Origin of the sequence: Thiohalorhabdus sp., from assembly GCF_036628635.1 — a bacterium.
Classification (GTDB): domain Bacteria; phylum Pseudomonadota; class Gammaproteobacteria; order Thiohalorhabdales; family Thiohalorhabdaceae; genus Thiohalorhabdus.
This window is the reverse complement of sequence record NZ_JAZKRM010000006.1, coordinates 29,979-53,723: the sequence shown is the minus strand read 5'-3', so window position 1 is coordinate 53,723 and position 23,745 is coordinate 29,979. Positions and strand designations below refer to the sequence as shown.

The following is a 23,745-nucleotide window of genomic DNA, read 5'->3' as shown; positions in this document are numbered from 1 at the left end:
CGGGGCCTCGCTACTGGCCCCGAATCCCGCACGGTCCTGGAGCGGGGTCAGCGAACATCCCGGTCGCATTCCCAACCTTCTTCCTTCGCCCGGCGGCAGAACTCCTCGGCGGCCGCGTCGCCGGTGAGCATGCCATCCAGCGCCGCTTCGGCGCCGTTCTCTGGATCCACGACCGCGATGTAGGCCTCGTACGGCTCCAAGTTGAGGAGGGTGGGATCCTTCATGATCGCCTCGTTGGGGTCAACGATCACGCAGTCGAAGAAGTTGGGCACCGGTCCGGCCCACTTGCCGGATTCCAAGGTGGCGATGGGCTTGCTGGCGGGACGCCGGGTGCCGGCCTTGCGCACGCGAGCGTGCAGGATCTTGCCGGCGATGGACTGGGCGTAGTCCGTCATGCCCACCGTAAGATTTCCGTCCTCCTCACGCCGAGCCCAGATCTGGAAATCCGGGTCGTAATAGAGCTCCGGACGGATCTCGCAACCGTTGCACTCCATGGCTGCCCTCTGTGGGTAGTCCGTGCACCTAGTGGTGGGACGCACCAGGCCCCAAAAACGAAGGGCGGGACCCGGGGTCCCGCCCTTGCCATCCTTCCATGGTCTTAAGCGACGCCTTTTTCCTTGAGCAGGCCCATGGAGTCGCTGATGTTTTCGTGGATACCCAGTTTACGCGGCGACAGACCCACGGCCAAGCCCAACAGCTGGGTGAAGTAAACGATCTTGACGTTGGTCTCGATCCCGAACTCCTTCTCGGCGCGCACCTGATGGAGCTCCAGCCCTGAATGGCAGGTGGGGCATTCGGTAGCGATCACCTCGGCGCCTGCATCCTCGGCGGCCTGCAGCAGGTTGAGCACCAGCTGAGTGGAGGTGTCGGCGTCGGACAGGGTGTGGGCGCCGCCGCAGCAGGCGGTCTTTAGGGGATACTCCACGTTGATCGCGCCGGCCGATTCCAGGAGATCGTCCATGAAATGCGGCTGATAGGAGGACTCGCTGCCCGGGCCCTGGTCCTTCTCGGGGAAGATCTGACGCGGCCGAGTATACATGCAGCCGTAGTAGTTGGCGATCTTGAGGCCATTGAGGTTCTTCTTGATCTTGGCCTTCATGCCCTCGGGGCCGAGCTCCTCCATGAACCACTCGAGGGCGTGCACCGTACGGACGTCACCGTTGTAGACCGGATCGTCGGACTTCTTGGCCAGGTCCTGCACGGTCTCCATGGTCTCTTCGTCGGTGGCGGTTTCGTACTCGGCCTTCTTGAGATTGTGGTAGCAGCCGTTACACGGCGCCATCACGGTGTCGAAGCCCTGTTCCTCGGCGGCCAAGGCCATGACCCGGGAGGACATATAGGTCTGGAGCATGGGATGGACGTTCTTGGCCTCCATCGCGCCACAGCAGCTCCAATCCTGGACTTCCTCCATCTCGAGGCCGAGGGCCTTCACCAGCGCCTTGGTGGATTTATTGTAGGGGCCACCGGAGCCCTCAAGGGCACAGCCCGGATAATACGCGACTTTGTTAGGCATGATGCCTGGCCTCCTTCTGCTCCCGGATGTATTCCTTAAGCACCTCGCCGGTCTTGCCCCAGTTCTTGGACCGGGGGCTGAATACCGACGCCAGACCCATGTGGAACATGTGGCTGATCGGCAGATGCTTGAACATGCGCTGACCCACCGCCATCAGCCATTCCTGGAACAGGGACTGGTTGGTCTTCTTGTAGAAGTTTTGCAAGACCTCGCCGTCCTCGATCTTGCCGCGCTCGAGGATCTGCTCGGTGAACTCCTCGTCGAACACCGTGGAGGGGTTGGTCTCGGTGTAGCCATTCTCCTCCAACCAGTGCGCCAGCCCCTTCATGACGCCCTCGGGGCGAACGTCCTTGGGGCAGATGTTGGTGCACTTGTTGCACGACACGCACTGCCAGATGATGTCCTTGTCCTTGAGCAGCTCATCCTTCAGGCCCAGGTTGGTCAGATAGATCCAGTACCGGGGATTGAAGTCGGTGTTCAGGGCGTAGACGGTGCAGGAGTTGGTGCAGGACCCGCACTGCCAGCAGCGGTGCACGTTCTGCGCCTGGGGCATGGCCGCGATTTCCTTGCGGAATTCCGGATCGTAATCCGTGAGGTAGCGCGGCCGAATCATGGTGTTCCAGTGGCCGGAGACGTCCACACCGTCAACGGTGAGATCCTCCTCCTCCATGATATTTTCGGCATCGATCAGGGATTTTTCGTGAATCGCCATCGGATTTCTCCTGTTCAAGCCAGTACCGCGCTCACGGCGGTATGAGACCCGCGGTCAACCACCACCGCACAGCCTCCTTATTCCGCCTGACACGTCCTGGGCCGGACATCCGGTGAGCTAACCCGGGGGTGGCCGGGGGGAAGCGCAATTTCCGCAGTGCCCCATCCCCTTTCTGAAAGGAATGGCCAGCTAACCCTCGGCGCCCTCTTCCTTGAGCCGGGAACGGCCCCCCATACGCTGCTCGTCGATCCCCAGCAGCTTGCGTAAATGCTCGCTGGGGTCTTCGCTGCTGGAGCCGAAATCGGTCCGGAGCATGCCCTCGGCCATGGCCTTGATGTACTGGGCATAGACCTGGGCCAGCACCAGATCGACCATGAACGCCAGATCTCGATAGAAGGCCTGGGCCTCCAGCTGCTCCCATACCCAGTTGCGAAGCGCCACATAGGTGCCGGGATCGCCGCCCGTGGGCAGCTGGGTCACCTGGTCGCTGTTGGGCACAAGCTCTCGCATGGCCCCCGAGTCCGTATTAACGTCCCAGACCCAGCGGGCCATAAGCGGATAACGCTCGGGGTCGTAAAAGTGCAGGAGATCGGCCGCGAGGTCCCGCCGCGCCCGGCAGGACTTACCCTCGCAGGGAAGGCCTTCGACAAAGGCCTCCATTCGATCCGCCACCGGCCCCTTGCCATGAAGCAGCTCGTTGACCAGCGCCCGGACCTCGGCAAGCTCCATGGCCCGTACATAGGGCGACAAACGCCGACGGGCCGAGAAGACCCGCTCCAGGATGGTGTCCCGGGCCTCCTCATCCAGCTCGGCCATAGCGTCCGGGGCCAAGAGGCGCCCGAACAGCTCGCTCTTCATCTTGAGCGCGGCAATGTAGCGCTCCAACCCGCCGTCGGGCTCCAGATGCTCGAACATCTGCTGAAGGGCGTTCTCCAGACGCTGGGGGCTGAGCTCAACCCCCAGATCGGTCGGCTCGAGGGCTTCCTCCGAGCCTTTAGCTTGCTGCCTTCGAAGCCACGCCATTGATGGTCCCTACCGCGCGCAGGGCAGCCGACTGGCCCTCGGCGACGCTGCTGTCGATGTCGTTGGGACCGGTTGCCGCGCCCGCTACGAACACGCCCTCGCGGGTGGTTCCCTGCGGGTTGGTATACATCTCGGCCCGATCGATGAAACCGTGATGCTCCAGGCCCACCCCAAAGGTCCTTGAGATCTCGGGGTTGTCGTCCTGGGGATCCATGCCGATGGCGTGCACAACCAAGTCGAAGGGGATGATGATCGGCCGCTTAACCAGGGTATCCTCGCCCTTGACCAGCAACCGGTTGTCCTCCGACTTGGTGACCTCGGCGATACGGGCCTTTACGAACTTGGTCTTAAATTCTTCCTGAGACTTCCAGTAGAACTTGTCCTCATAGAGCCCGAAGGTCCGGATGTCCATGTAATAGATGTAGACGTCCGTCTCCGGGGACAGCTCCTTGATCTCCATGGCCAGGTTGCAGGAGACCGTACAGCAGATCTTGGAGCACCACTCGCGCCCGATCTGGCGGTCCCGGGAGCCCACGCACAGGAGGATGGCCACCCGCTCGGGCACGCGCCCATCGGAAGGACACATTACCTCGTGCCGGCCCACCATCTGCTCCACCTGGGTGGTGGTCACCACGTCCGCGTAAGTCCCGAAGCCCCACTCCGGTTTGTTGATGGAGTCGAAGTGGGTGAACCCGGTACCGAGAACCGTTGCGCCGCACTCCAAACTCTCGCCATTGGAGAGCTTGGCCGTGAAGCTGCCAGGCTCACCGTCGAGCTGCTCCACCGTGGTAGAGGTGTGGACGGTGACGTTGGGGTCGTCCTCGACCTGGTTCACCATCCGACCGATCGCATCCTTGGCCCACTCGCCGCTGGGAACCAGCTTGGAGTAGCCCGACAGGATGGGAGCGCCGCCCAGGATGTCCTCCTTCTCCACCAGGGCGACCTGCTTGCCGGCAGTGCTGGCAGCGTGTGCCGCCGACAGCCCCGCCGGACCGCCACCTACGACAAGAACGGTGTCCGACATGATTAGTTCGTGCCTCCGTACGCCAGTTCCGGGTTGTACAGGTATTCGATATTTCCTTGCTCAACTTCCTTGAGGTATTCCTCGAAGTTGGCCTTGGAATCCGCCCAGGAGATGCCCATCTTCTCCACCAGCTCCTCGACGGGCGAGGCGTGCCACTGCAGCTGCACGATCTTGAACGGATCGGCGCCGCAGGCCAGCGCAGCGAGCTGCACCTCGGCAATGATCGGCACCTGATAGGGCTGGTTGTGGGCCTTACCGATCCACTGGTTCTTGTCCATGGTGGTGATGCAGCCGGTGTCATTGCCCATCATGACGTCGGCTTGGGCCTCCTCCTGGGCCACCCGGATCTTGCGGTCGATGGTGAAGGACCGGGTGAACTCCCGCTCGGAAATGATGTGGCGGAAGCCGAAGCCACAGCAGTCGTACCAGGTGGAGTAGTCGATCACCTGGGCCCCAAGCGCCTGGGCCAGACCGGTACCAATGGCGGTGCGATTGCCGCCCAAGATGTCGGGGTCGTAGACCGCGTCCTCGTGGATCATCTTGTAGTAGTGGCAGGCCACGTGCATCGTCGTCCGGATATTGCTCATATCGATGGTCTGCAGCTCCGAGGCGATGCGGTGGCGCATCACGTGAACCCACTCGGAATAGTGGACCACCTCTTCCGGGATGACGAGCTTACCGTTCACGGTCCGGCCCAGCTTGTCGAGGATCTTGGTGACCTTCTCGCGCAGCTCGGCGGACTCGATCAGGTACTTGCGGATCTCCTTGTAGTTGCCGAAGGAGGTGCCGCAATGGACCAGCGGGAAGAAGTGCCCCGCATCGAAGCCGTGCTGCTGGCCGGAAACATAGGCCTGGTGGAAGTTCCGAAGGAACACCGCCGCCAGCGACTCCACGTTGCCGATGCCGGAGCCGTGGTAGTTCCAGGCGGTGCAGGAGGTCTGGTCGGTTTCGTCGAGATAGTCCTTGCCCGGCTCCAGGCCCAGGTTGTTCATCAGCCACAGGAGGCTGGCCGGATAACCCGGAATGTTGCCGCACTGGCCACAGGACTTGTGGTGCCAGAGCTGCTTGGTGGGGATCTGCTTGTTCCAGCCGTATAGGGTCTCGACGTCCATGGGCTCATGGTCATCCGTGATGCGGTGGACGATAATCTCGCCCTCGCGCTCGAGCTCCCACATGTGCTCGCGGATGTCATCGACGCGCTCAGCATTCTGGTACCGGCGCTTGTCCACTTCCTTGCGCACCCACTCGGTAGCCGCCTGGGCTTCCTCGGGCGACAGATCGGTGGGCTGGAAAAAGGAGCCGTGTCCGGCGATGCCGCCCTCGTCCTGACCCGGGTTATTGGGATCCATTTCATCGGCCATGATCATTCTCCTATCTATTTCGAAGGTGCTGCCTCGGATTCGCTGGAAAGGGACCCTTAGTCCTCTTCCTGCTCCTCGAGCCAGTCTTCATAGTCCTCGCGCTTCTCCTCGATGAAGTCCTCGATCACGTCGTAGAGATTCTCATCCATCGTTTCCAGCGAGGCGAGGACGCCGGTCATCTCCCAGATGGTGTACATCTCCACGGAGGTCTTGAGGCTGACCTCCCAAGCGGTCTCGACGGTCTGCAGCGTCTTTACCGGGATGGCGTTGCGCAGGGTCTGCAGATCGCCCTCGACCTTCTGGATGTTCGGGCCCCAGTCGGGGAAGGCATCAGGCTGGATCATGTCCGGTGACAGCTGGTTCCCGGTAGTGATCAGCTTGAGCATAACGCGCCCGAAGGGCCGCAGCACCTGCTTCGCGGACTCGAAGCCGTGCTTGATGGCCACCTCGCGCATAATCATCACCAGCCCGCCCGGGCTATTGCGGAAGGGGCAACGTGCCGCGCAGGTCATGCACTGGGCGCAGGCCCAGATCTTCTCCTGCATGGCGTTGTAGACCTGCTCCACGTTCTCCGTCCACAGCAGCTGTACGATTTCGCGCGGACTGTAGTCGTAGAAGTGCGCTGAGGGGCAGGTGGCGGTGCAGATGCCGCAGTTCAGGCAACCGTTAAGCTCGTGGTCGTAACGGAAGTCCTGGGTGATCTCATTGAAAATATCCTGCATTTCGGCGTACGTTGCCATCGCCTCACACTCCTGTTGTTGAGCCTCCAGGCGGATCAGCCGGATTCCGAGCTGACAAACCCGACCGAATTACTCGGGTTTTTGCCGTCTCTTCACCCTTTCGAGCCCCACCGGGAACGTGGAGTTCCCGGTGAGTGGCAATCAGCCTACTTATTTAGGCGGATTCCAGCCGGGTTACCAACTAAGGCGGATTGTAGCCGCCCTCCCCGCTCAGATAAATAGGGAGATGTCGGATTCGCCGGCGAACTCGAAGAAGGTCGCGGCACCGCCGTACTCGATGCCATCGATGAACTGATCGGGGGTATAATCGAACAGATCCACCGTCATCTGGCAGGCGATCAGGGTGACCTCCGCCTCCACACAGAGGTCCCGCAGGTCATCCAAGCTCGCCACCCCCTTGTCCTTCATTTTCTTCTTCATCATCGAGGTGGCCATGGACTCCATGCCGGGCAGGACCTGGACCAGGTTTGGGATGGGCATGGGCATCGGCATGGCCGGGTTGCCCAGCGGGCTCACCTTCGTGCCGCTCAGATCTTTCTTCAGCAGGTTTAACCCGTAGAAGGTGAAGAAGATCTGGGTATCGTAACCCAGAGCGGCTGCGGTGGACGCCAGGATGAAAGGCGGGTAGCCCCAATCCAGGGTCCCCTTGGTGGAAATAATTGCAAGCTTCTTTTCGTCGGCCATAGGAAGACCCCCCTCCCTAAAAACAAAAAGAGAGCGCGAATCGCGCCCCCTTTTTGATGAATTGTTACGCCTTCTTCAGATAGAAGGTGTATTCGCCGTTGTCTTCGCTGTGCTCCATCAGCTCGTCACCGGACTGACTGGCGTACGCCTCGAAGTCCTTGACGGCGCCAGGATCGGTGGCGACGATTTTGAGGACATCCCCAGAACCGAGGTCCTTCAGGGCCTTCTTGGTCCGGAGGATCGGCAGAGGGCAGTTCAGTCCACGAGCATCAAGCTCTTGAGTTTCTTCGGGCATTCGGCATCCCTCCCTGTAGAAGCGTGTTGCCCAAAATCCCATTGAGGATGGTTTACTGTCCCCGTGCAGGCAACGCAAATCTTTTGATTCCGGAATAAGGGTGTTTTATTTACGCCCCACCTCCGGTTTCGGATTCACGCCTCCTGTGGGGTGGTTACCGGGTAAATCTTGGCCCAGGCTTGGATCCCTCCGACGAGATTGTACACCTCCTCGAAGCCGTTCTGGGCCAGATAGTACCCGACCTGCGCCGAGCGCGCACCGCTGGCGCAATACACCACCACCGGCCGGCTCGGATTCAGCTCTTGGGATCGGATCGGAACCATGTGCATGGGGATGTGGCTCATCCCCGGGATCACCCCGCGGGCCACCTCCCCATCACCGCGTACGTCAATTAGCTGTACCGTTTCCCCGGACCAGTTCTTCAGCTCTTCCGGGGACAGCTCCCGCAAATTCGTCATGAGCTCAATCCGTTTGCATTACGTATTTTCGAACGTGGGCAAATGCTAATACTAAGACCTTAGCCAGTGCCGGTAAATTCCCGAAACGCTCAGGTGGTCTGGGCACCATGGTAGAGGTTAACCACGTGGCGCGCCTCGGCGAAGAACAGCCAGCGCTCGACAGCGGCCCCAGCCAGGGCGGAAACCGCGGCCACCCACATGGCCCCGCCGCCCGGGTCGCCGGCTGCCGGCCACAGCATCACCAGCGGCACCACGTAGGCCAGGGCGAAGACCACCCCTTTCAGGACAGGCGTCAGACCGGCCGGCGGCTGGTAGCCGAACTCGTGGGTCAGGAAGGTATCGTGGCCGTGCCCCGGATCGAGGATGCGGACCCCTGCCCGGGTGAAGCCGGTGGCGGTATTGATGGTCGGCCCCACCGATCGGCCGATCCAGAAATAATAGGTGGCCTTGACGATGGCCGCCAGCACGATCAGGGCCGCAGCCAGGCCCAACATGCCCTTAACCTCGCCCAGCTCCCCCAGCCCTAGGGCGTAAAGCAGCAGGACACCAGTGAGGAAGGCTAGGGCTAGGTAGTTAACCGGGACCAGGGGATTGGACCACTGCCGGATGGTCTTGAGGCTGGCGTAGATCATGCCGGTGGCAAACAGCGTGGCCAGGCCCAACAAAAAGGCGATGGCCCCCAGGGCGAGGGCCCAAGGCGGGGTCTGCGCTGCGCCCACATAAACCCCCAGCAGGTAGAGCAGGAAGAAGGGGTAGAACGCCATGGCGAACACCCCCTCACGCGACAGCCAGGAGGTTTTAAAGCGGATGAACGAGCGCCAGGCGTTCTTGGGGTTGGCCAGGTGGGCGGTGGATGACAGCAGGCCCACCGTGATCAGGACGAAGGCCACACCCCCGACCACGAGGAGGGTCTCCCGGGGTAAACCGCCGCCCAGGCCAAACAGGTCGAACAGTATGGCCAACATGATCAGCCCGAACCCGGCCCCCGAGGCCACCGTGAACAGGATTACCGAAAAAGCCGGTTTCATGAGTCGTCAGGCTCCTTTGGGCAGTCCGTAGCGCTACCGGTTGACCACTTTGTTGGTCCACTCCCTGACCTTGTCCCGAGCCGACGGCTTGGGGAGGTCGTCGGTGGGGATGGGTCGGGAGGACCGGGGCGGCAGGTACTGGTTGGTGGGCTCGTAGCCGAGCTCCGGCATCAGCGAATAGCCGCCGCGGGCGCGCACCGTCTCGCCCACCGCCGACTCGGAATCGTCGAGGTCCCCGAACATGCGGGCATGGGCGGGACACGCCAGGACGCAGGCCGGCTGGCGCTCGCGCTCCTCCAGCTCCTCGTCGTAGATGCGGTCCACGCAAAGGGTGCACTTCTTCATGGTGCCGGTGGCCTCGTCCAGCTCTCTGGCCCCGTAGGGGCAAGCCCAGGCGCACAAGTTACAGCCCATGCACTTGTCCTGGTCCACCAGCACGATGCCGTCCTCCTCGCGCTTGATGGAGGCGCCGGTGGGACACACCGTGACGCATTCGGCGTTCTCGCAGTGGAGGCAGGACATGGGGAAGTTGACCGTCTTGTTATCCGGGTACTCCCCCACCTCGAAGTGTCGGATGCGATTGAACCACACCCCGGAGGGCTCGGCCCCATAGGGATCGTAGTCGGACAGCGGTCCGGTTACCCCCGAGGCGTTCCACTCCTTGCAGGCCGTTGCGCAGGCGTGACAGCCCACGCACGTATCAAGATCTATGACCAATCCCAGTTTCATTACCTAACCCTCGCTCAAGGCCCAGCCGGAACTGCTCCCGGCGATAACCGGGGGCGGCCGCCGGGAAACCCACCGTCAGACTGAACGGAGACCCACTGGCAAACCGCCAGCCGAGGCTCCAACAAGACCGCTCCCGTCGGTTAACGCCAGGGGATCCCGTGCCTTCGCATTCCGCTCTACCCTGTATGGCTCGGTGGGCCCTGCCACTTCGGAAGGCATACGGGTTAGAGCGGTACCGAAGCCTCCTGCGAGGCCCCGTCACCCAAGTCAGGCCTGGGCAGCTCCCTACAGCAGAGGCACCATCAGCAGGGCCACCACGTTTATGACCTTGATCAGGGGATTGAAAGCCGGCCCGGCAGTATCCTTGTAGGGATCGCCTACGGTGTCGCCGGTCACCGCGGCGGCGTGGGCCTCGGACTTCTTGCCCCCGTAGTTGCCATCCTCGATGTACTTCTTGGCGTTGTCCCAGGCGCCACCGCCGCTGGTCATGGAAATGGCCAGGAACAAGCCGGTGACGATGGAGCCCACCAGCACCCCGCCCAAGGCTTGGGGACCGAGCAGCAGGCCCACCAGGAGCGGAATGACCACCGGCAGCAAGGATGGGATCACCATCTCCTTGATGGCCGACTTGGTCAGCATATCCACCGTCCGGGAATAGTCCGGCTTCTGAGTACCCTCCATGATCCCGGAAATCTCTCGGAACTGCCGGCGCACCTCCTCGATTACCGAGCTCGAGGCCCGGCCAACCGATTCCATGGACAGGGCCCCGAACAGGTACGGCACGAGGCCACCGATAAACAGGCCGATAATCACCAAGTGATTGGACAGGTCGAAGGACAGCATGTGGCCTGCCTGGGCACCGAGCTCGTGGGTGTAATCGGTGAACAGCACCAGCGCCGCCAGCCCGGCGGAGCCGATGGCGTAGCCCTTGGTCACTGCCTTGGTGGTATTGCCCACCGCATCGAGGGCGTCGGTATTGTCGCGCACCGATTCGTCGAGATCGGCCATCTCCGCCACGCCGCCGGCGTTGTCGGTGATGGGCCCGAAGGCGTCCAGGGCCACGATCATGCCGGTCATGGAAAGCATGGCGGTCACGGCGATGGCGATGCCGTAGAGGTCGGCGAAGGCGTGGGCGGTGAAGATGCCGGCGCAGACCACCAGCACCGGCGCGGCGGTGGCCTTCATGGACAAGGCCAGGCCGGCGATGATGTTGCTGGCATGGCCAGTGGTAGAGGACTTGGCCAGATCCTTTACGGGGCTGAACTCGGTGCCCGTGTAGTACTCCGTGATCACCACGAACAGGGCCGTCACAGCCAGCCCCACCAGGGCCGAGCCGTACAGCCCGGCCACGGAATAGGCCTCGGCACCCCCCATCAGCAAGGCGGTGGCGGGGTAGAAGCCGATGATGGCTAGCACCCCGGAGACAATCAGGCCGCGGTAGAGGGCCTTCATCACCTTGCCCTCGCTGGTGGTGACGAAGAAGGTGCCGATGATGGAGGCGACGATGGAGATGCCGCCCAGCACCAAGGGATACAGCACCGCTGCCAGCCCGGCTTCGGCGAACGCCAGATGGCCCAGCAGCATGGTGGCCACCACGGTCACGGCGTAGGTCTCGAACAGGTCGGCGGCCATGCCGGCGCAGTCACCCACATTGTCGCCCACATTATCGGCGATCACCGCGGGGTTGCGGGGATCGTCCTCCGGGATGCCCGCCTCGATCTTACCCACTAGGTCGGCGCCCACGTCCGCGCCCTTGGTGAAGATACCGCCGCCCAGCCGGGCGAAGATGGAGATCAGCGATCCCCCGAAGGCCAGTCCCACCAGCGGCGCCAGCCCCACCTCCTCGCCGGCGGGGGTTATCAAAGTGAGGATGGCATAGTAGCCGGCCACGCCCAGCAGGCCCAGGCCCACCACCAGCAACCCGGTGATGGCGCCACCCTTGAAGGCGACCTGGAGCCCCTCGTTAACTCCCGTCTTGGCGGCCTGCGCGGTACGGGCATTGCTCCGGACCGAGATAAGCATACCAATGAAGCCGGCCCCGCCGGAGAAGACCGCGCCGATCAGGAAGCCAATGGCGGTGGCCAGCCCCAGGCCGAGCCACAACAGCACGAGGAGGATCACGCCGACCACCGCGATGGTGGTGTACTGCCGGCGGAGATAGGCGGAGGCGCCCTCCTGAATAGCCCCGGCGATTCGGCGCATCTCCTCGCTACCCTCGGAATAAGCCAGCACTCGGGAGATGGAAACCCCACCGTAGACGATCCCGGCAAGCGCGCAGATCAAAGAGAAGACCAATGCGGTTGACATACCAATCCCTTTTTCCTGGTTGAATCCTTGACGGATGGGCCCATGAGAGCCCGGCCCTCCTTACGGCAACGCCTTCCGTCCCCGAACTGCAAGTCAACCGCCAACCCCGAGGCCGAAAGATCCGGCCAGTGCCTCCACCACCTTGCAGGCCGGTCAGGCCACGTGTCGGGGCCAGGCCACCGGGCCTTCCGTCGTTAGGGCCGTCCACCCCCGGCGGGTGCCGGGAAGAGCCCTTTCCGCCTGACCACCCAACCCAAAATGCGGGGCGACCTTCGTTTTGCTCCGGATCCCCCATTGCCGGGCCGTTATTCCTCGCCCCCTTGGGCCCGGCTGGTGTAGCGGAGCACCTCGGGCGCCTCCGACTGCCCGGCCAGCGGCTGGACCGCCGACGGTTCAGGCCAGATGCCCTCCTCGCTGGCCGGCGTGATGCGGACCCGCAGGTCGAACCAGGCCGCCTGACCGGTGACGGGATCGGAGTTGGTGATCGGCCGCTCCCCGACTTTTTCCGGAAGCAGCTCGGAGATCAGGTGGTTCATGATGAAGCCATGGTTGGCCTCGGGGGCATCCTCATTCAGCCCCCAGGTTCCCTTCTGCTTGCCCACCGCGTTCCAGGTCCAGACGGTGTCCGGATGGGTGCCCTCCATATGCTTGACCTGGACCCGGATGCGGCCGTTGTGGCTCTCCACCCAGGCCCAGCCTTCGTCGGGGATCCCCAGCCCCGCGGCGCGGCCGCGGTTCATGTACAGAAAGTTGTAGGGCAGGACTTGGCGCTGCCAGACGTTCTGGGAGTCCCACGAGTGATACATGATCATGGGACGCTGGGTCAGCGCGAAGAAGGGGTACTCTTCGGCGCTGACCCGCTGCTGCTCCAAGGGCCGGTACCAGAAGGGCAAGGGGTCGCAGTAAGTGCGCAGGCGTTCGCGGTCGGCGGGATCCTCGGGCTTGGGCCCGGAGCTCACACCCTCGCCAGCGAGCCGGAAGGTCTGCAGCGGCTCCGAGTAGAATTGCATGATGATGGGCTCGGAGGAGCAGATAAAGCGCTCGCTGGCCCAGTCCAGATAGTCCCGGTTCCACCCCTTGTAGAACCGCAAGTTCTCCGGCAAGGGGTGATGGAAGAAGGACTGGTTCTCGATGTAGCGGTCCCACTGGTCGGGGTTGGGCTTCCCCAGCAGGTGCTGGTCACCTTCCTCGCCCCGCCAGCCGGCCAAAAAGCCCACCCCGGGGGATTTCTCGTAGTTGACGATGAAATCCTGGTAGCCGTCGAACTTGGGGTTGCCCTCCTCATCCGTGAAGGCTGGCAACTTCAACCGCCCGGCCAGATCCACCAGCACCTCCTGGAACGGCCGCACGTCCCGGTCCGGCTCGATTACCGGGTAGCGGATGGCATCGGCCACCGCGTCCGGCTCCGAGATGGGGCGGTCGAGCATGGAGATGCAATCATGGCGCTCGAAATAGGTGGTGTCCGGCAGCACCAGGTCGGCGAAATTGACCATCTCCGAGTGGAAGGCGTCGGCAACCACCACGAACGGGATGCGGTACTCGCCGTCGTCGTGCTGAGCGGTGAGCATCTCCTGCACCCCGAGGGTGTTCATGGACGAGTTCCAGGCCATGTTGGCCATGAAGGTCATGAACGTATCGATGGGGTAGGGATCCTCGTTGTAGGCGTTACTGATCACCATGTGCATCAGGCCGTGCAGGGCGAGCGGGGCCTCCCAGGTGTAGGCCTTGTCGATCCGCAGGGGCTTGCCGTCCTCGTCGTGCAGGAGGTCGTCCGGCGATTGTGGGAAGCCCAGCGGCACCCCCTCCAGGGGGGTATCCGGTCGCATGGCGGTCTGGATCCCCCCCCCGGCCGGGGCGCTCCGGGGCGGCACCGGGCGCGGGAAGGGTGGCTTGGAGCGGAACCCCCCGGGGACATCGATGGTGCCCAGCAGCATCTGGACGAAGTGGATGGCGCGGCAGGTGTGGAAGCCGTTGGAGTGGGCGGAGATGCCGCGCATGGCGTGCATGGACACCGGCCGGCCGATGAACTTGTCCTGCTTGCGACCGGCCCAATCGGTCCACTCGCAGTCGATCTCGATGCTCTCCCGGAAGGCCACGTGGGCCATCTCCAGGGCCAGACGCTCGATGGTTTCGGCCGGGATCCCCGTGATGGGCGCGGCGGCCTCGGGGCTGTAGGCCTCGTCCAGGTAGCGCTCGGCCATGAGGCTCATGACCGTCTTCAAGTGCTCGCCGTTGGGTCCGGTGAACTCCCCGAACAGGGCGGGCGCGGTATCGGGCTGATCCTGGCGGGCAAGCCCGTTGACGTGCTGATCCCACACCATGGGAATGCCCCCCATCTTGGACCCATCGCGGGGACCCTCGGGGGGCTCGTCCGGGAACCGCTGGCGGTAGAACAGCCCGTGGTCTTCGTGGCCCGGATTGTCGAGGATCAGGTTGGGGGCGTTGGTGTAGCGAACCAGGTATTCCCAGTCGAAAAGCTCCCGGTCCAGCAGCACGTGGATCATGGCCATGGCCAGCATGCCGTCAGTCCCGGGACGAATACCCACCCATTCGTCGGCGATGGCGGCGTAGCCGGTGCGCACGGGATTGATGGCCACGAACTTGGCGCCGTGGCGCTTGACCTTCTCCAGTCCGATCTTGATGGGGTTAGAGTCGTGGTCCTCGGCCACGCCCCACATGAGCAGGTACTTGGTGCGGTCCCAGTCGGGGGTGCCGAACTCCCAGAAGGAGGTACCCATGGTATAGAGTCCGGCAGCGGCCATGTTCACCGAGCAGAACCCCCCGTGAGCGGCGAAATTGGGAGTACCGAACTGGGCGGCCCAGAGGCCGGTCAGGGCCTGCATCTGGTCGCGGCCGGTGAAGAACGCCAGTTTGCGCGAGTCGGTGGAGCGGATCTTGTCCAAGCGCTCGGTGAGCATCTGCATGGCCTCGTCCCAGGAGATCTCCTGGAACTCCCCGGCGCCGCGCTCGGTACCTGGCTTGCGAAGCAGGGGCGCCCGCAGCTTGGCGCGGGAGTACTGCTTCATGATCCCTGCCGAGCCCTTGCCGCACAGCACCCCCTCGTTGACGGGGTGGTCGGGGTTGCCCTGGAGGTAGCGCAGCTTGCCGCCCTCTAGGTGGACCTTGACCCCGCAGCGACAGGCACACATATAGCAGGTGGTGTACTTCACCTCCTGCTCGGAATGATCCTCGTAATTGGCAGGATCGGCGTAATAGGACAGACCGTTAGCGCTCATTCTTCGTCCCTCGATTGCGGCTCGCCAAAGCGGCACCATTCGGTGGTGGGCTCCACCATTACCCGCTCGCCGAACCCGAAGCCGTGATTGCCGGCAGCCACCACGATAAGCCCGTGGGCCCGGGAGAGCCCCCCGATCATGCCCGAGCCCTGACGACTCAGGGGGGTGGCGACTAGACGCCCTTCCTCCGGGTGGAGCCGCGCGCGCAGGAACTCGGTCCGCGAGGCCGCCTCCCGGTGGAAATCGGCCCCGGCCTCGGCGGGCACCTGGACGGAGGAGTAGGTCCCGCCCATCCAACGGATGGCCGCGGGACGTACGAATTGCTGGAAGGTTACCAGGGCCGACACCGGGTTGCCCGGCAGGCCGAAGAAGTCGGCGCCGCCAAGGCGGCCGAAGGCGAACGGCTTGCCGGGCTTGATGGCCACCTTCCACAGGGCGATCTCGCCCTGCTCCGCCAGGACCTGGCGGACCTGGTCGAGATCGCCCACCGAGACGCCGCCGCTGGTGACCACCAGATCGTGATCCGCGGCTTCTTGCAAGGCTCCCCGCAGGGCATCGATCTCGTCCGGCACGTGGCCGCCGTCGGTGACCTCGGCGCCCAGCTCCCGCAGCATGGCGGCCAGAGCCGGACTATTGGAATCATAGATCTCACCGGGGCCAAGCGCCTCACCCGAATCGCGCAGCTCGGAACCGGTGGCCAGCACGTAGACCCGCGGCCGGCGCCGTACCCGGACCTTAGCCACACCAGCGGTGGCCAGAGCCGAAATCAGGGCCGGCGACACCCGCTCTCCGGCCCCAGCCAGCTCACCGCCCTCGGGGATGTCCTCCCCGGCGCGGCGGATATTATTCCCGGCCGGGGGGGGCTGACCGAAGCGAGCGGTAGCGCCGTCGGCATCGACCTTTTCCTGCATGACCACGGCATCGGCCCCGGGGGGGATGGCGGCGCCGGTCATGATACGGGCACAAGCCCCGTCCGGCAGGGGCCCGGGGTCGTCGCCGGCAGCCAGGTTGAGGGCCACGGGTAGCTCGCCGCCAGCTTCGGCCAAGTCCCAGGTTCGGACCGCGTAGCCGTCCATGGCCGAGTTGTCGAAGGCCGGGCTGGGCACCCGCGACGCAGGCGTCTCGGCGAGGTAGCGACCGACCGCCTCGCCAACGGCAACGGTTTCGGTCTGCGGAGTCGGACGGATCGTTTCCAGGATCCGGGCCCGGGCATCCTCTAGCGCCAACATGGGCGATTCTCCGGGGACGTCAGCCTGATGATTCGGAACCGGGAGAATGTTGGCTATTGCCCCACCCCAAAGCAAGGCAGATATTTTAATTTACCAATCAAGGAGCTTTATTTGCCGCCCCCGGGGGGCCGTGCTAGCGTTCTCATCTTCAGCAATTCTGCCCACGCATTGCAAGCCTAACGGGTCGCTCGGCCCCGATTAGCGGCCTTCATCTACTTGATCACCCGGTGCCCGACCCCAGGGAGGCGGTAACCGGTTGGCGAACCCATTCTGCCGGCGAGGGCGAGCGAGCAACCGACCACCCTAGCTAGCGGGCCCGCTGGTGGCCAGGCCAAACCCAGGAGGAATTGCAGTGGACCGCAGCAATTTCGAGGAGAACACCCGGATAACCGTCACCTACAAGGACAGGCACGGCAAGCTGCGTCCGGGCAACTTCTACGTCTACAAGCTGTTCGACGACTTCATGATTGTCCGTGCCACGGACAACGACGGTCTACTCCGCAAGATGCCCTACGGCGACATCGTCAAGCTCGTAAAGAGCAAGCCGGCCGACCGGGCCAGCCTGTTCTATGTGCCCGATGAGCTGCTCGAAGAGAAGATGTGGCAGGATCGGGAGACTATGTACCACTACTCCTCCGCTCCGGGCCGGGGGAAGTAGGCCCGATCGGCGGGCCCGCCCTGCGCTTAATCGGATCGGGCCGGGACAGCTGTCCCGGCCCGTTTTGCTTCGTACGAGGAACACCCATGTCCAGCGGCGATGACCCCCTCTCCCATTTCGACGAGCAGGGCAACGCCCGCATGGTGGATGTGGGCGGCAAGGCCGTCAGCGAACGGCTGGCCGTGGCTGAAGGGTGGATCCGCATGGAGACCGCCACCCTGGGGCGCATCCGCGGCGGGCAGGTGGCCAAAGGCGACGTCCTGGGTGTGGCCCGGGTCGCCGCCATCCAGGCGGCCAAACAAACCGGCCAGCTGATCCCCCTTTGCCACCCGGTTCCCCTCACCAGCGTCGATGTGGCCTTCAGCGACCAGGACGAGCCACCGGCGGTGCGGGCGGAGGTTACCGCCAAGACCGCCAACCGCACCGGGGTGGAGATGGAGGCCCTGAGCGCTACCAGCGTCGCCCTTCTCACCATCTACGACATGTGCAAGGCCATGGATCGGGCCATGTCTATCACCGAGATTCGCCTGGTTGAAAAGGCCGGCGGCCGCTCCGGCCACTGGCGTCGTGACGAGGCAAGCGACGATTCCGGTCCCTGACGGCGGCGGAACTCGAAGCGGCCGAGGCGGCCCAAAAGGCCGCAAACCGCCCATGCTACATCCACGGATCCCAGCGACCGCCATGCGCTACCGTGACCCCGCAAATCGGATCCGCCTCCAACTGCTTGCCCTCGTCCTTGCCGGAGCCGTTGCCCTGCCCTTGCCGGCCTTGGCCGAACTGCCCTCCCTGGGCAGCCAGACCGGCGGCGAGCTTACCGCCACCCAGGAAGTGGAGATTGGCCAGCGTTTCCTGGCCCAGGCACGGCAGGAGCTGACCTTCGTCCACGATCCCGAGGTGGTGGCGTTCGTCCGCCTGTTGGGCAACCGGGTTGCCGCCCAGACCGATTTCGATGCCTACCCCTTCCAGTTCTACGTGGTGAAGGACAGCCGCTTGAACGCCTTCGCGGTTCCCGGGGGCCACATCTTCGTCCATTCCGGCCTGATCGAGCGCAGCGACAGCGTGTCGGAGCTTGCCGGGGTGCTTGCCCACGAAGTGGCGCACATAACCCAGCGCCACATGGCCCGCCAGGTTGCGGCCAGCAAGCGCAGCCAAGCGTCGTCCCTGCTGCTGGTGGCCGCTGCCGTCCTGGCCGGCATGCAAGGCCACGGCGAGGCGGCCACCGGTCTAGTGGCGGGTGCCAGCGCCTATTCCCAGCAGGAGATGCTGGCCTACAGCCGCTCCCATGAGCGCGAGGCGGACCGCCTGGGTGTCAAGTACCTGGCTGGGGCCGGCTTCAATCCGGACGGCCTGCCCCGGTTCCTGCAGAAGCTCCAGAGCTGGTCCCAGCTCCAGGGCCGGGCACCGCCACCGTACCTGTCCACCCACCCCCTTACCGGCGAGCGCATCGCCGACGCCAAGGGTCGGGCCAGTCAGCTGGATAACGGCTCCAACGCCCCCCTAGGCGAGACGGCTTTTGCCCGCATCAAGGCCCGCGTCCAGGCCATCACCGCGGATTCCCCGGAGAAGGCGTTCCAAGAGCTCCAAGAGCGCGTCCGCAGCCACCCGGAGGACCAGGCCGCGCGTTACGGTCTGGCCATTGCCGCCGGGCGCAGCGGCCGCTCCCAACAGGCCTTGGACCAGGCTCGCGCTCTGGTGGCGGACCATCCCGAGACAGTGGCCTACCGCCGCACTTTGGCCGAGCTGTATCTGGCCGAGGGGCAAACCGATGCCGCCATCGACGAGATCAAGGCCGCCCTGGAGCGCCGGCCGGGGAATCCAGACCTGCGCGAAGCGCTGGGCAAGACCCTGCTGGCCCAGGGTAAGGCGGAACAAGCCCGTCAAACGCTGCGGGAAGTCACCCGCGATTTCCCGGAGCGGCCATCCGGCTACAGCGCCCTGGCCAACGCCCTCAGCCGCCTCGACCGACCCGTCGAAGCCCATCGATCGGAGGCAGAAGCTCGCTGGCTTCAGGGCCAGCGCACCGAGGCCCTGGAGCAGCTCAGGCTGGCCAAACGCTTGGCGCGGGAGCGGGATTCCGCCCAGCTGAGCCAAATCGAGGCACGAATCCGGGAACTGGAGCCCTAGTCGGTACGGAACCTGCAGGGCTTTGATCCCCCAACTGAACCGCGCAGGAGGCCATGAGCTTGCCGCTCCCTTTATCGGCCCGTCGCCTGCTGGGTGTTGCCACCCTGGTGGCTCTGGCCTTGGCCGGGCCATCCGCTGCCGAAGACGAGCACCAGCTTCGGCTCCTGCTGCCCCCATTGTCCAGCGCCGACCAGGTCTACGCGCGATTCCAGCCCCTGGCAGCCCACCTCCAGGGATCCCTGGGCGTTTCCGTCGAAGCTCGGGTCGCCAGCGATCTGGACGCCCTTCTGCGGCTCGCCCGCGAGGACCGGCCCCAAGTCACCTATCTGTGTCCCCTGCTCTACACCCGGCTGGCCGATGACGGCGACCTGTTGCCCCTGGCCCGTATCCAGCGCCACGGCAAGAGCACCTTCCGAACCGCGGTGGTGGTCCGTCGCAACAGCCCCTACGAGCGTCTGGAGGAGCTCAAGGGGGCCCGCTTCGCCTACGGTAACCCGGTTTGCGCCGCCAGCCAGCTGGTTCCTAGGGCCATGTTCACCCAGGCCGGACTCGATCCGCGCAAGGATTTCTTCGAGGAACGGACCCTGGGCTCCAACGAGAACGCCCTGTATACCGTTGCCGCCGACCTGTTCGATGCCACCGCCGTGGACGAGGCCTCCGCACGTCCCTTCGTGACCAAGGAGCTGCTGAGGGTGCTGCGTTATTCACAGCCCATTCCTCAGTATGTCCTGGCCGCCAGCCCTGCCACCCCTGAGGGGCTTCGCCGACGGCTCCGAGCCGCCGTCACCGGGCTCCAGCGCCCCCAGGACGACGCCGTTCTGGACGCCATCGGCTCCGGCGTGGACGGCTTCGTCGTCACCGAGGACGCCGATTACGACGTCATCCGGCGGATGCGGCGGCAAAGCGGCAACGGCAGCCCCATGGACGTGCTGGCCCCCCGCGGTGACACCGCGGCCGGCAAGGAGCACTCCGGCCCATGAGGGCCGGGGCCGGCCGCCTGCCCCTGCAGACCAAAGGGGCCTTCTACGTCCTGCTACTGATCACCGCCATTTTCCTAGCGGTGGCCCTGGTGGTATACACCTCGGTCAAGCGGGACCTAGAGCAGCAGCTGGTCTCGGAGAATCTGCGCATGGTCCGCGATGTGGCCACCAGCGCCCGTAGCCCCCTGGTAACCACCGACCTCACCGGACTGCAGGGCCTGGTGGAGCAGGCCACCAGCAACCGGGCGGTGAAAGCGGCAGTCATTACGGATGCCACCGAGCGCATCCTAGCCAGCACCAAGCTGTCCGAATTGGGACAAAAGCGCCCCGCATGGGCCAAGGGTGGCGAGAGCCCGTCCCAGGCCGGCTCGGCCGCCGACCTGATCCCCGTACCCACCCAGGATCTCCTGGAGACGGCCAGCCACCCGATCCGGGTGGGCGGCGATCGCCTGGGCACGGTTCACGTCCGGTTCGCACCCCAGGAGCTGCGCCAGATTGTGGCCGAGAACCTTACCGCCACCCTTAAGAAGCTCCTGTGGCTGGGCCTGTTCACTGGCGTCGTGGGTGCCGCTGGCGCCTTCCTGGTTTCGGGCTTCGTAACCCGACCCATTCGGCGCCTGACCGGCCAGGTGGAGGCTATGGAGCGCGAGCTGGCCCAGGACGAGGAAGGTCACCACGGCGGGCTCCGCCAGGAGGGCGATGAGCTCGACCGTCTCCAGCACGGCTTCCACCGGCTGCGCTCCACCCTCAACCGCTACCTGGTGGAACTCGATCGCCTCCACCAGAAGCAACAGGCCCTCAATTGCCTGGCCACCATCGGCGAGATGTCCGCCCACGTCGCCCACGAGCTGCGCAACTCCCTGTCCAGTCTACGGGGCGCTTCGCGCTACCTGCGCCGGCATCCCGAGAAGGCGGAAAAGGCCGAATTTTCCCAGATCATCGAGGATGAGGTCTCTCGGCTCTACGAGATGACGGAAGGTTTCCTCGACTTCAGCCGGCCCTTTGAGCCCCAGCTGGAGGATCGAGACTTGTGCGAGCTGGTGACCGATACCTGCAGCCGCCTCCAGACCGATTTCGAGGGGGCCGGGGTGGCTCTGGAGTGTGCCTGCGCCGAGGCCCAGGTATGCCCGGTGGACTCCCAGCTCATCCACCAGGCCCTGACCAATCTGCTGACCAACGCCCTGGATGCGCTCGAGCCCGGTGATCGGGTTCGGGTGCGGCTAGAGCCGAAGACGGAGGTCTCTTCTCGCATCACCGTGCACGATTCCGGTCCGGGCATCCCCGAGGAAGAGCACGAGCGGATCTTCAAGCCGTTCGTGACCACCAAAAGCCAAGGCAGCGGCCTGGGTCTGGCCGTGGTGTCCAAGGTGGTCCTCCAGCACGGCGGCAATATCGAAGTGGACAATGCCCCTGCGGGCGGTGCCCGGTTCACCTTGAGCCTGCCCCGAAAGGCAACCTGAGAAGGCCTCTATGGCGCAGTCTCACACCATTCTGATCGTCGAGGACGAGCGTAACCTCCGCCGGGTCATGGCGGCCTGGCTGGAGGGCGAAGGCTTCGCCACCCAGACCGCTGCAGACGCCGAGGCGGCCAGAGAGGAGCTGCGGCGCGCACCGGCGGACTTGGTCATCACCGACCACCGTCTGGGCCAAGGGCCCAGCGGCCTGGAGCTAATGCACGAGGCCAAGGCCGAGCGCCCCGATCTGCCGGTTATCATTGTCACCGCCTACGGCAATGTGGAGCACGCCGTCGAGGCCATGAAGGCCGGTGCCGACCACTATCTAACCAAGCCCGTCGAGGAAGCCGACCTGGTCGCCCTCGCCCGCAACCTGCTCAACCGGTCCGGGCATGCTCTACCTACTCAGCAGCCCGACCAGGATTTCGGCATCATCGGCGACAGCCCGCCCATCCGCGAGGTCCTGCATACGGTTGAGCTGGTGGCCCCGGCCCCCTCAACGGTCCAGATCACCGGGGAATCTGGGACCGGCAAGGAGCTGGTGGCACGCGCCCTCCACACCGCCTCGCCGCGCGCCGAGGAGCCCTTCCTGGCGGTGAACTGCGCCGCCCTGCCCGGCGAGCTCATCGAAAGCGAGCTGTTCGGCTACGAGCAAGGCGCCTTCACCGGGGCCCAACGGGCGCGGCCCGGCAAGTTCGAGGAGGCCGGCAACGGCACTCTTTTCCTGGATGAAGTGGGCGAGATGCCGTTTTCCATGCAGGTCAAGCTCCTGCGCGCGCTTCAGGAGCGCGAATTTACCCGCCTAGGCAGTCACCGACCCATACCCTTGAAGGCCCGGATGGTCACAGCCACCAACCGCGACCTTCAGGCCGATGCCGAGGCCGGTCGATTCCGGGAGGACCTGTATTACCGCCTCAACGTCATCCCCCTCCACCTTCCCCCGCTGCGCGAGCGGGCCGAGGACATCCCGGTACTCGCCCGCCATTTCCTTAGCCGGGTGGCTCGCCAGCTCGAGTGCCACACCCCCTCCCTTGAGCCTGACGCCGTGGCCGCCCTGCAGGCCTACCCCTGGCCCGGGAACATTCGGGAGCTGGAGAACGTCATCGAGCGGACCGTGGTCATGAGCCGAGCCCAGACCATTGGGGCGGCGGACCTGCCCCCGGACCTGCGTCAGCCCCCCTCCCAAACGGGCAAGGGGGATTTCACTACCCACCACCTGCCCACCATCGAGCGCCAAGTGGTTGTCGACGCCCTGGACAAGACCAACTGGAACCAGAGTCGGGCAGCGGTTCTGCTCGGCATCAGCCGTAAGCAGCTGCGCACCAAAATGAAGAACCTGGATCTACTCGGCGGCGAGGAGGGATAAGGCGAAGACGAGCCCTGAGCCTCTCGGAGGCTAGCGAAGCTCCTACCCGCCCAAAGCTGGATTTTTAAATATTAAAACTTTTTAATATACCAATATGGAGCCCCATCAGGTTCTAGCGCCTCTTTATTTAAACCTCCCCACGCCTAGCCCCGCGCATACGGGAGCTCAGCTTGTAGACAAGACCTGAAGAGATGATATGCTTTAGTTCGTTTGCGCCTCACTTCCGGCTTCTCGCGGGCCCTAAACCTGGCCCAAATGGGCCAGGTCGGGGGCATCGCAACATTTCTTACGGTTTACCAAAATCGGGCGGGTTGCGGGCCCCTTACTCGGTATGGCATATAAGGTGCACGATTGGGTCACGGCCGGTGCACGCCGGGCCCTTCTCTTCAAGCCGCAAAGGAGGAGTTACATGGGGATCAATGGAGTCTCCCGGTTCTCCCGGCTGGGCATGCCACTTCTGGGAGCTGCCTTCCTGGTTGTCGGCAGCATGACCGGTAGCACTGCCCTGGCCCAGCAGGAAGACCTGGGCAAAATCGAGCAGGAAGGCAAGGAGATCGCCTACGACCGCCAGAAGGGCAACTGCCTGGCCTGCCACGAAATGCCCGGCGGGGAGCTACCGGGCAACCTGGGCCCCAGCCTGGTGGGTGTCGCTGATCGACTGGAAAAGGAGCGCATCCGCAAGCAGATCTGGGACCCGGAGCAGTACAACAAGGTCACTTCCATGCCCCCCTTCGGTAAGCACAAGATCATGACCGAAGAGGAAATCGACAAGGTCACCGCCTACCTGATGACCCTGACCTACTAATCGTCCAAACTCGGTAAAA

Annotated in this window: 22 protein-coding genes; 7 read left to right on the top strand and 15 right to left on the bottom strand. The window is 64.3% G+C overall.

What is annotated here, in order from left to right; all coding sequences use genetic code 11:
* Nucleotides 1-47: 47 nt before the first annotated feature.
* From V5A19_RS03590 to V5A19_RS03520, 15 genes are all read right to left on the bottom strand, one after another.
* Nucleotides 48-494: a hypothetical protein gene (locus tag V5A19_RS03590; protein ID WP_332317944.1), complete on the bottom strand. Its 447-nt coding sequence runs from the start codon at nt 492-494 to the stop codon at nt 48-50.
* A 104-nt stretch (nt 495-598) separates the two neighbouring features.
* Nucleotides 599-1,513, bottom strand: coding sequence for a CoB--CoM heterodisulfide reductase iron-sulfur subunit B family protein (locus tag V5A19_RS03585; protein ID WP_332317943.1), 915 nt, complete (start codon nt 1,511-1,513; stop codon nt 599-601).
* Entirely contained in the window at nt 1,506-2,225 is a 720-nt protein-coding gene (locus V5A19_RS03580) for a 4Fe-4S dicluster domain-containing protein (protein WP_332317942.1), read from the bottom strand. The genes V5A19_RS03585 and V5A19_RS03580 overlap by 8 nt, the downstream gene beginning before the upstream one ends.
* A 189-nt stretch (nt 2,226-2,414) precedes the next feature.
* Entirely contained in the window at nt 2,415-3,248 is an 834-nt protein-coding gene (locus V5A19_RS03575; RefSeq protein WP_332317941.1) for a hypothetical protein, read from the bottom strand.
* Nucleotides 3,220-4,272 carry a CoB--CoM heterodisulfide reductase iron-sulfur subunit A family protein gene (locus V5A19_RS03570; protein WP_332317940.1) on the bottom strand — a complete coding sequence of 351 codons (1,053 nt, stop codon included), beginning with the start codon at nt 4,270-4,272 and terminating at the stop codon, nt 3,220-3,222. The genes V5A19_RS03575 and V5A19_RS03570 overlap by 29 nt, the downstream gene beginning before the upstream one ends.
* 2 nt (nt 4,273-4,274) lie before the next feature.
* On the bottom strand, nt 4,275-5,633 hold the full coding sequence (locus V5A19_RS03565) for a heterodisulfide reductase-related iron-sulfur binding cluster (protein WP_332317939.1): 1,359 nt from the start codon (nt 5,631-5,633) through the stop codon (nt 4,275-4,277).
* 56 nt (nt 5,634-5,689) lie between these two features.
* Nucleotides 5,690-6,355 carry a 4Fe-4S dicluster domain-containing protein gene (locus V5A19_RS03560; protein WP_443081408.1) on the bottom strand — a complete coding sequence of 222 codons (666 nt, stop codon included), beginning with the start codon at nt 6,353-6,355 and terminating at the stop codon, nt 5,690-5,692.
* 228 nt (nt 6,356-6,583) lie between these two features.
* Nucleotides 6,584-7,057 carry a sulfur carrier protein DsrE2 gene (gene dsrE2 / locus V5A19_RS03555; RefSeq protein ID WP_332317937.1) on the bottom strand — a complete coding sequence of 158 codons (474 nt, stop codon included), beginning with the start codon at nt 7,055-7,057 and terminating at the stop codon, nt 6,584-6,586.
* A 64-nt stretch (nt 7,058-7,121) separates the two neighbouring features.
* Nucleotides 7,122-7,352 carry a sulfurtransferase TusA family protein gene (locus V5A19_RS03550; protein WP_332317936.1) on the bottom strand — a complete coding sequence of 77 codons (231 nt, stop codon included), beginning with the start codon at nt 7,350-7,352 and terminating at the stop codon, nt 7,122-7,124.
* A 134-nt stretch (nt 7,353-7,486) separates the two neighbouring features.
* A complete protein-coding gene (locus V5A19_RS03545; protein WP_332317935.1) occupies nt 7,487-7,810 on the bottom strand; it encodes a rhodanese-like domain-containing protein in 324 nt (107 codons plus the stop codon).
* 89 nt (nt 7,811-7,899) lie between these two features.
* On the bottom strand, nt 7,900-8,838 hold the full coding sequence (locus V5A19_RS03540; RefSeq protein WP_332317934.1) for a dimethyl sulfoxide reductase anchor subunit family protein: 939 nt from the start codon (nt 8,836-8,838) through the stop codon (nt 7,900-7,902).
* 33 nt (nt 8,839-8,871) lie between these two features.
* A complete protein-coding gene (locus V5A19_RS03535; protein WP_332317933.1) occupies nt 8,872-9,567 on the bottom strand; it encodes a 4Fe-4S dicluster domain-containing protein in 696 nt (231 codons plus the stop codon).
* A gap of 285 nt (nt 9,568-9,852) precedes the next feature.
* A complete protein-coding gene (locus tag V5A19_RS03530) occupies nt 9,853-11,874 on the bottom strand; it encodes a sodium-translocating pyrophosphatase (protein WP_332317932.1) in 2,022 nt (673 codons plus the stop codon).
* Between the two features lie 305 nt (nt 11,875-12,179).
* On the bottom strand, nt 12,180-15,110 hold the full coding sequence (locus V5A19_RS03525; RefSeq protein WP_332317931.1) for a molybdopterin-dependent oxidoreductase: 2,931 nt from the start codon (nt 15,108-15,110) through the stop codon (nt 12,180-12,182).
* Nucleotides 15,107-16,339 (bottom strand): molybdopterin molybdotransferase MoeA, encoded by a 1,233-nt coding sequence (locus V5A19_RS03520; RefSeq protein ID WP_332327705.1) that lies wholly within the window; start codon nt 16,337-16,339, stop codon nt 15,107-15,109. Before V5A19_RS03520 ends, V5A19_RS03525 begins: the two co-directional genes overlap by 4 nt.
* 352 nt (nt 16,340-16,691) lie before the next feature.
* On the opposite strand from V5A19_RS03520, the gene V5A19_RS03515 reads away from it, so the two are divergent.
* From V5A19_RS03515 to soxX, 7 genes are all read left to right on the top strand, one after another.
* Nucleotides 16,692-16,997 (top strand): hypothetical protein, encoded by a 306-nt coding sequence (locus V5A19_RS03515; RefSeq protein WP_332317929.1) that lies wholly within the window; start codon nt 16,692-16,694, stop codon nt 16,995-16,997.
* 86 nt (nt 16,998-17,083) lie between these two features.
* Nucleotides 17,084-17,596 (top strand): cyclic pyranopterin monophosphate synthase MoaC, encoded by a 513-nt coding sequence (moaC, locus tag V5A19_RS03510; protein ID WP_332317928.1) that lies wholly within the window; start codon nt 17,084-17,086, stop codon nt 17,594-17,596.
* Nucleotides 17,597-17,678: 82 nt separating this feature from the next.
* The gene (locus V5A19_RS03505; RefSeq protein ID WP_332317927.1) at nt 17,679-19,121 is read left to right on the top strand and encodes a M48 family metalloprotease; all 1,443 of its coding nucleotides are present in this window, start codon (nt 17,679-17,681) and stop codon (nt 19,119-19,121) included.
* A 53-nt stretch (nt 19,122-19,174) separates the two neighbouring features.
* On the top strand, nt 19,175-20,101 hold the full coding sequence (locus V5A19_RS03500) for a phosphate/phosphite/phosphonate ABC transporter substrate-binding protein (RefSeq protein ID WP_332317926.1): 927 nt from the start codon (nt 19,175-19,177) through the stop codon (nt 20,099-20,101).
* Complete coding sequence (locus V5A19_RS03495; protein WP_332317925.1) at nt 20,098-21,561, top strand: sensor histidine kinase; 1,464 nt, start codon at nt 20,098-20,100, stop codon at nt 21,559-21,561. Before V5A19_RS03500 ends, V5A19_RS03495 begins: the two co-directional genes overlap by 4 nt.
* Before the next feature lie 10 nt (nt 21,562-21,571).
* A complete protein-coding gene (locus tag V5A19_RS03490; RefSeq protein WP_332317924.1) occupies nt 21,572-22,921 on the top strand; it encodes a sigma-54-dependent transcriptional regulator in 1,350 nt (449 codons plus the stop codon).
* A 409-nt stretch (nt 22,922-23,330) separates the two neighbouring features.
* Nucleotides 23,331-23,726 carry a sulfur oxidation c-type cytochrome SoxX gene (gene soxX, locus V5A19_RS03485; RefSeq protein ID WP_332317923.1) on the top strand — a complete coding sequence of 132 codons (396 nt, stop codon included), beginning with the start codon at nt 23,331-23,333 and terminating at the stop codon, nt 23,724-23,726.
* The last annotated feature ends 19 nt before the right edge of the window (nt 23,727-23,745 follow it).